This window comes from Caloramator proteoclasticus DSM 10124 (assembly GCF_900129265.1).
GTDB classification, from domain to species: domain Bacteria; phylum Bacillota; class Clostridia; order Clostridiales; family Caloramatoraceae; genus Thermobrachium; species Thermobrachium proteoclasticum.
Map to the genome: position 1 here is coordinate 39,067 of NZ_FQVG01000014.1, position 8,215 is coordinate 47,281.

The following is an 8,215-nucleotide window of genomic DNA, read 5'->3' on the forward strand; positions in this document are numbered from 1 at the left end:
ATAGTCAATATATTTTTTGTAATTTTTACTTAATTATTCGGAATAAAATAAGTTTATAACATCAATTTCATTTTATATTTCGTTATATAACGAACATTTAATTATGGACTGGCAGCCATATCACATATAACTTTTGATCAAAAGTTATTTTTGTAATTTTAACACAGATAAAAAAATAAGGCAAGAAGAAAATTAGGCAGCTGCATTGCAGCTGCCTTTTATACTACTTCATCTACATTCTCATTTGCAAATTGACTGTTATATAGATCTGCGTAGAATCCACCCTTTGCAAGCAGTTCTTTGTGGTTACCCATTTCAATAATTCTTCCCTTATTCATAACTATTATAAGCTCAGCATCACGTATTGTAGATAATCTATGGGCTATTACAAAGCTTGTTCTTCCCTTCATAAGGTTTGCCATAGCCTTTTGTATTAAAACCTCTGTTCTTGTATCAACGCTACTTGTTGCCTCGTCAAGAATCAATATCTTAGGATCGTGAAGTATGGCACGAGCAATAGTAAGTAGCTGCTTTTGTCCCTGTGATATATTAGTTGCCTCTTCGTTTATTACTGTATCATAGCCCTGTGGAAGAGTTCTTATAAAATGGTCTGCGTGGGCTGCCTTTGCTGCCTTTACTATATCCTCCATTGTTGCTCCTTCTTTTCCATAGGCTATATTGTCCTTTATTGTTCCATTAAACAACCAAGTGTCTTGAAGAACCATACCAAACATCTTTCTAAGCTCACTACGTTTAATATCCCTTATATCAACACCATCTATAGTTATTCTACCAGAATTGATTTCATAGAATCTCATAAGCAGGTTAACCAACGTAGTTTTACCTGCACCTGTTGGCCCAACTATAGCAATTGTGTGTCCTGGTTTTACCTCTAAATTTAAATCCTCTATTAAAGGCACATCCTCCTTATATCTAAAGGATACATTTTCAAACTTCACTTCACCCATAGGTTCTTCAATTACAACAGCATCCTTACTATCTGGGATCTCCTCTTCTTCATCTAATATTTGGAATACACGTTCTGCACAGGCAATTGTTGACTGAATAACATTTGCTATATTTGCTGTTTGAACTATTGGCATTGTAAAAGATCTTGAATATTGTATAAAGGCAATTATATCCCCAATTCCAAGACGGCTCTTTGTTATCCATATTCCACCTACTATACTTATTCCAACATAACCTAAGTTACCTATAAAGTTCATAAGTGGGAACATTATACCTGAAATAAATTGAGCTCTCCAACCTGCTTCCCTTAGTCTATTATTTATAGATTCAAAATGTTCTATTGCATCCTTTTCACGTCCAAAGGCCTTTACTATTTTGTGACCTGTATACATTTCCTCAACGTGTCCACTCAACTCTCCAAGTTCCTTTTGCTGCATTGCAAAGTATTTTTGTGACTTCTTTGCAATAAGCATTGTTGATATAACATAAAGAGGCATTGTGGCAAGAACAATTAATGTTAATGTTGGGCTTATTGTAAGCATCATTATAATATAGCCGATTATTGTTATTACAGACGTAATCATTTGAGTTAAACTCTGCTGTAGTGTTGTTGCGATTGTATCAACGTCATTTGTAATACGGCTAAGTATATCCCCGTGTAAATGAGTGTCAAAATACTTAAGCGGAAGTCTTGCAAGCTTTTCATCTACTTCCCTTCTTAAATCACGCACTGTCTTTTGTGAAACACCTGACATAACAAGTCCCATAGTTAAGCTAAATAGAGCACTTATTATATAAAGGGCAATAAGAATTAAAGCTATTCTTCCTATATATTTAAAGTCGTACTCTCCATTTGTTTCCCTTATTGCAGTTATTACTGCATTTATTTGCTCATCTGTAAATTTAATGTTCTCTTTTGCATCCTTTGGTGCATTTTCCATTGTATTTTGCATTTCTTTGCTTAAATCTAAAATCTTCTTAGCCACATCAGCCTTCTCATCTGCATTTGTGAGAGTTCTTAATTTTGGTAGGGCTAAAAACTCCTGAACAGCCTTTATGCTCTTTGTATCAAATTTATTTTTAGAATCAGCATTATCTGTATTCATATCTGGCATCTTGCCAAATATATCAAGCATTCTATTTAAAACCTTTGCCTTTTCATCGGCATCTTTTATTGAATTTAACATTGGAAGTTCAAGAAGCTCTTTTACATTTTTTAACTGTTCGCTGTCCATCATATCATTTGATGCTGTGCCATCACTATTCATATTTGGCATTTTACTGTAAACATCTATAAGCTTAATAGTTGTCCTCTTCTTCTCTTCTTTATCCTGTATGCTGCTTATATCAGGTAGAGAGAGAAGCTCTTTAAGTGTATTAAAATCTGAAGCATTTATATTACCTGTTCCTGCCCCTGAAGTATTTGGCATACTTTGAAATATGTCAAGCAGCTCAATTAAAGTCTTTTTCTTTTCTACAGGATCCTTTATTTCACTTATCAATGGAAGCTTTAAAAGTTTTTGGGCTGCATCCATTGTCTTTTTGTCCATTTTATTTGTTTTAGAGCTTGAATTTGTATTGAAATTTTTAATCTCTGGTATTTTTGCAAGTGCTTTATTTAAAGTATTTTCGTCAAGTTGCATTGACATACCTTGCCCTTGAGATGGCATATTCTTTGATAGACTTAAAAACTTTTTAATTATATTTATCTTTTCATTTGGATTTTTTACATCTTCAAGTAGTGGAAGACTTAGTATCTCCTTTGTTGATAAAAGAGTTTTTGCATCTATTTGCTGATTCTGTGGCATACTTTGAAGAATATCAATAAACTCAAGAGTTACTTCAATCTTCCTTTGTCTATCGGTTATTGTATCAATCATTGGAAGTTTCATAAGTTTTTGCATAGCCTCAAGCATTTTAGGATCCATTGGTGGCATCTGTCCACCCTGTGGAATTTGCTGCATACCACTCATCTGCTGCTGCATACTTAAAACTAAATTCCTTTGAACCTTACCCATTTGCAAAGTTATATTATCTACTGCAGCCTTTTGTCCACTTATAACACCCTGATGTAGTTGAATGGCTATACCCTTGTACATTTCATCTACTGCCTTCTTTTGTGCATCCGCCATATTATTTGCTATCTGCTCTACAGCCTTCTTTTGTCCATCCTGCATATTATTTATAATTTTATCGACAACTTCCTCTTGAACGTCACCCATCTTTTCATTTAACTGTTTTACTGCTTCATTTTGACCCTTTGACAATTCACTTAACATTTTACGAGCCATATAGGCATCCTGTAGTTTATTCAATGCCTTACTTGATATTTTAGGAGTAACTATAGTAAAAGTTGTACTTGCAATGGCTAATATAAGGACTATTATTAAATTTAGTCTGTGGGGTTTTAGATAGCCTAAAAGTCTTTTAAAGGTCCCCTTAAAATCCTTCGGCTTTTCCACAGGACGACCAAATCCCATCGGATCTCCTCTTCTTGCCCCCATTGGTTTATTCATTCCTCTATTTTGACTCATGCTATTTCCTCCTCCGATAGCTGTGATGAAACGATCTCTCTATATACATCACACTTCTCTAAAAGTTCTCTATGGGTTCCAATTCCAACAATCCTACCTTCATCTAAAACAATTATTCTATCTGCATCCATAATAGTTGCGACTCTTTGTGCTACGATAATTACTGTTGAATCCTTTGTTTCCTTTTTAAGTGCAGCCCTTAATTTTGCATCTGTTTTAAAATCAAGTGCTGAAAAGCTATCATCAAAGATGTATATTTCAGGCTTTCTAACAAGGGCACGGGCAATTGAAAGACGCTGCTTTTGTCCTCCAGATACATTCGTACCACCCTGTGAAATTTCGTGATTAAATCCACCATCCATATTTTCAATAAACTCAAGTGCCTGTGCCACCTCTGCTGCGTGCCTTATTTCTTCATCTGTTGCATCCTCTTTACCAAATCTTATATTATCTGCAATTGTTCCTGAGAAAAGGATGGCCTTTTGTGGAACAAATCCTATCTTATTTCTTAATGTTTCTTGACTCATCTCTCTTATATCAACACCATCAATTAAGATACTTCCGCTATCCACATCATAAAATCTTGGAATTAGATTTACCAATGTGGATTTACCCGAACCTGTACTTCCTATGATGGCTGTAACTTCCCCTGGGTTTGCTTTAAAGGAAATATTTTTAAGTGCAGGCTCTTCTGCACCTTCGTAGCTGAAGGTTACATTTCTAAATTCTAAATATCCCCTACCTGTAAATGTATCTACAGTTTTTTCTGCATCCTTTATCTCTGGCATTGTATCTAAAACTTCGTTTATTCTTGTTGCTGCTGCCTGTGCACGAGGTACCATTATGAACATCATTGCAAGCATTAGCATTGAAAACATAATCTGCATTGCATACTGAGTAAAGGCTGCAAGGGCACCTAAATCCATACTTCCCTTGCTTATACGTATTCCTCCAAACCATAGAATTGCAAGTGAAGTAAAGTTCATAACAAGCATAATAGAAGGCATCATAAAGGCCATTATTCTGTTTACTTTTATATACGTTTCTGTAAGGTCAACATTTGCCTCATCAAATCTTCTTCTCTCAAGTTCAACTGTATTGAAGGCCCTAATTACCCTAATTCCTGTTAGCTTTTCACGAAGCACAAGGTTTATCTTATCAATCTTTACTTGAACAAGCTTAAATAAAGGTATAACCTTTGATGCAATTGTTGCAACAACGATTGCAAGCACAGGTATTGCAACCGCAAGAACAAGTGTAAGCGGTCTATCCTTTCTTAGAGCTAAAATTAAACCGCCTATTGCCATAATAGGTGCACTTATCATCATACGCATAATCATTATTGTAACTGTTTGTATTTGTGTAATGTCATTTGTTGTTCTTGTAATTAATGTTGCAGTTCCAAACTTATCAAATTCATTAAGTGAGTAACTTTCGACTCTTTTGAAAACTTTGCTTCTTAATATTGTACCTAAATTTGCTGCAACCTTTGCTGATAAAAAGCTTGCAATAACAGAGCAGATAACTCCAACACCTGCTACTAAAAGCATAACTCCACCAATTTGAAGTATTCTCTTAGTATCTCCCTGCATAACTCCTTCGTTTATTATGTTTGACATAAGGGTTGGAAGATATAAATCCCCTAAGGATTGTAGTGTTACAAAGAAGAACACTCCAACAATCATTAGAGCATATGGTTTTAGAAACTTATAAAGTCTTAACACAGCCTATCATCTCCTAACAAATAAATTGTTTTTAAGTATAAATTTAATGGTTTCCTATCGATGCATAGTTATAAAATCACTTATCCTTTACCTTTTCTATGTTTTCTGCCATCTTTTCTAAAAGGGTTTTGAAAACCTCCTTTTCCTCCTCTGTGAAGTTTCCAAAGCAATGCTCATTTAAGTCAACCATAATATTTTTTAACTGCTCGCACTTTTCTCTTCCCTTTTCAGTCAAATAAACCCTTGATATTCTCTGATCCTCTACATCCTGCCTTCTTGTAACTAACCCTGCCTTTTCCATTCTATTTAGCATTACAGTAATTGTAGCAGGCTTTATGTGAAGTTTATCCGCAATCTCCCTTTGGCTCTGCCCATCATTTTTATATAGTGTAAAAAGTAGTGGCGGCTGGCCAGGGTATAGATCAAGTTTTTCAAGTATGTTATGTAGGTACTGGTGGTGTACCTTAATAACCTTTATGAAGGATTGATAAAGGCCTTCAATATTGCAAAAGTCCATTACAATTCTCCTTTCACCTTTGTATACATTATAAAATTATTTAGACGTCTAACAATTATTATAATAATAGTTAGACGTCTAACTGTCAAGAGAAATTTAACTGGCAGCCATATCACTTATAACTTATTATGTTTAGAATGTTTTATTTTGGCAAAAATCTATATGAGGTGAGTTGTATGTCAAATAGAGAAAGAGGATATTTTGAAGGTGCCATTCACCACGTATGGCAGAAGGGGAATAATAACGAATATATTTTCAAAGATCCAAAAGTAAAACAATTTTTTATAAAACAATTAAAAGAATATAAGAAGAAATTTAACTATAACCTATTTGCTTATGTAATAATGGATAATCATTACCACCTGTTAATACAAACATTTAATAACAATATAGGTGAAGTGATGTTTCACATTAACAATGTAACAAGTAAATTTATTAGAGACTATTTAGGCTATACTGGTCACATATTTAAAGGTAGATATAATAGTAAACTTGTTGAAACAGATGAATATTTCCTTTGGTTAATAAGATATATACATAGAAATCCTATTAGAGCAGGTATTTGTTCAAATGTAAGTAGTTATAAATGGAGTAGTCATTTTTTCTATGTAAAGGGATATTCAAATTTTGTAAACGTTACCTTTCCATTATCTTTACTTAACAGTAATAAAAGTAAATCTATTGAACTCTATTTAAATCTTATGAATATAAATGGCAATGAAAAAACACTAGATGATGACTTCAAATTTATAAGTAAAAACTTTAGTTTTTTTAAACCTGAAAATGTTCATGAAGATATAAAATTTGAAATCCCAAGGCGACCTTCTCTTCAAGAAATACTAGATTCATTTAAATTACCTGATGAAGATATTATATTATTAAAATCAGGAAGCCGAAGAAGAAATTTAACTCCTATCAAACTTGAACTTATTAAAAAGGCAATAAATGAAAAGTATACTCTAACAGAAATTGCTTCATTCCTTAACGTTAGTCAAACAGCTATTTCAAATATATTATATAGGTCAAGTAACAAATAAATTTAAGCCATATCACAAGTTATATGTGATATGGCTGCCAGTACTTTATCATTTTCCTATCTAAATCTATCTCTGCTTCTACTCCATAGGGTATTATACATCTTGGATATGCGTGTCCAAAGTTAACGTTATATAGGATAGGTAAATCCTTATTATCTATAACCTTATAAAAAACTTCTTTATACTCATCATAATAGGTTTCATCTTGTGGCTTTCCAACAATAATACCACTAATCACATCAAAAACACCTTTATTCTTTAATGCAAGAAGTTCCTTTTCAAAGAACTCTGGGTTTGGTTTTTCCTCACAGGTTTCAATAAACAATATTTTATCTTTCCATTCTTCTAAATTAGGGAATAACTCGTATTTATCGCATACTTCTTTATATGCATCTTTAGTCAATATATCATAGATACTTTCTAAACAACCTCCTAAAAATCTACCTCTTACCTTTCCTCTTCCCTGAAGCACCTCATATCCTCGTTTTTCTGTATGCTTAGTTCTACTTATGCCTAATTGATTTTTAGAAAAATCCCTTCTTTCCTCATACCAAACATCACTTGACTCAATAATAAACTCATCTTTTTCTTCAAAATACTTCAAAAACTCCCTTTTAGTATATGGAAGCATTTCATTATCTAATTCGGCTATGTCTGTTAGAAAACTTGGGCCATAGAAGGTTACCAATCCTAATTTATAAAACATTAAATGGTTAATAGTAGTATCTGAAAACCCTGTAAAAATCTTCGGATTGTTTTTAACTGCATCAACAAACTCCCTGTCCCCTAAAAGATATGGCAAAGTCTTATATGTATCTTCTCCTCCAATTGAACAGATAATCCCCTTTATTGTATCATCACAAAAGGCCTGCTTTAAATCCTTTGCTCTATCTTCAGGGTGATTTTTAACATATTCAATCCCCTTTAGAGAGTTTGGCATAAAGATAGGCTCTAATCCAAACTCCTTTAATCTTTTAACTCCTAATTCAAGCTGATGTCTTGCAAAATCTTCTCCTAATACACCGCTTGATAAACTTACAATTGCTACTTTATCTCCCCTTTTTAATGGCTTTGGTTTTAACATATTCATACCCCCAATTGAATCTATTGAAATTTAATATTTAAGATACCATATTAACCATATTTTAGCAAGTATTAAATTGATATGTCAGAGATTTCGCATCTAATTTCCAGTAAAGCTTTTTTCTTTATAGGAAATTAGATTTTTTCTATTTTATTGAAATTTTGGAAGGGAAAAAGGCCGTAGGCCATGTATATAGATACACCTTCCCCCTCCCCATCATAATGAAAAGCTGTATTTCCAATTTTATTATCGACTATGCGGTGTTAAAAATTGGATTAATCCAATTCATAATTATCAACATTTCATCTTTCAAATCTTCTATTATATTTATCTGCAAAAGCCTTTTTTCT

The 8,215-nt window shown here is 33.1% G+C and carries 4 protein-coding genes and 1 pseudogene; 1 reads left to right on the forward strand and 4 read right to left on the reverse strand.

Annotated elements, in window-relative coordinates:
• Positions 1–218 precede the first annotated feature (218 nt).
• From BUB63_RS05050 to BUB63_RS05060, 3 genes and pseudogenes are all read right to left on the reverse strand, one after another.
• Positions 219–1,811: pseudogene (locus tag BUB63_RS05050) on the reverse strand (ABC transporter ATP-binding protein); the annotation flags it as partial.
• Positions 1,812–3,499: 1,688 nt separating this feature from the next.
• A complete protein-coding gene (locus BUB63_RS05055; protein ID WP_073248213.1) occupies positions 3,500–5,227 on the reverse strand; it encodes an ABC transporter ATP-binding protein in 1,728 nt (575 codons plus the stop codon).
• Between the two features lie 76 nt (positions 5,228–5,303).
• Positions 5,304–5,744: a MarR family winged helix-turn-helix transcriptional regulator gene (locus BUB63_RS05060; protein ID WP_073248215.1), complete on the reverse strand. Its 441-nt coding sequence runs from the start codon at positions 5,742–5,744 to the stop codon at positions 5,304–5,306.
• Positions 5,745–5,920: 176 nt separating this feature from the next.
• Between BUB63_RS05060 and BUB63_RS05065 the strand changes: the two genes are divergently transcribed.
• Complete coding sequence (locus BUB63_RS05065) at positions 5,921–6,781, forward strand: transposase (protein WP_073248217.1); 861 nt, start codon at positions 5,921–5,923, stop codon at positions 6,779–6,781.
• 19 nt (positions 6,782–6,800) lie between these two features.
• Here BUB63_RS05065 and BUB63_RS05070 read toward each other — a convergent pair whose 3' ends face one another.
• On the reverse strand, positions 6,801–7,865 hold the full coding sequence (locus BUB63_RS05070) for a S66 family peptidase (protein ID WP_027308635.1): 1,065 nt from the start codon (positions 7,863–7,865) through the stop codon (positions 6,801–6,803).
• Between the last annotated feature and the right edge of the window lie 350 nt (positions 7,866–8,215).

Coding starts and splice junctions, on each gene's coding strand:
- BUB63_RS05060 (WP_073248215.1), bottom strand. CDS start 5,744: ATGGACTTTTGCAATATTGAAGGCCTTTATCAATCCTTCATAAAGGTT.
- BUB63_RS05065 (WP_073248217.1), top strand. CDS start 5,921: ATGTCAAATAGAGAAAGAGGATATTTTGAAGGTGCCATTCACCACGTA.
- BUB63_RS05070 (WP_027308635.1), bottom strand. CDS start 7,865: ATGTTAAAACCAAAGCCATTAAAAAGGGGAGATAAAGTAGCAATTGTA.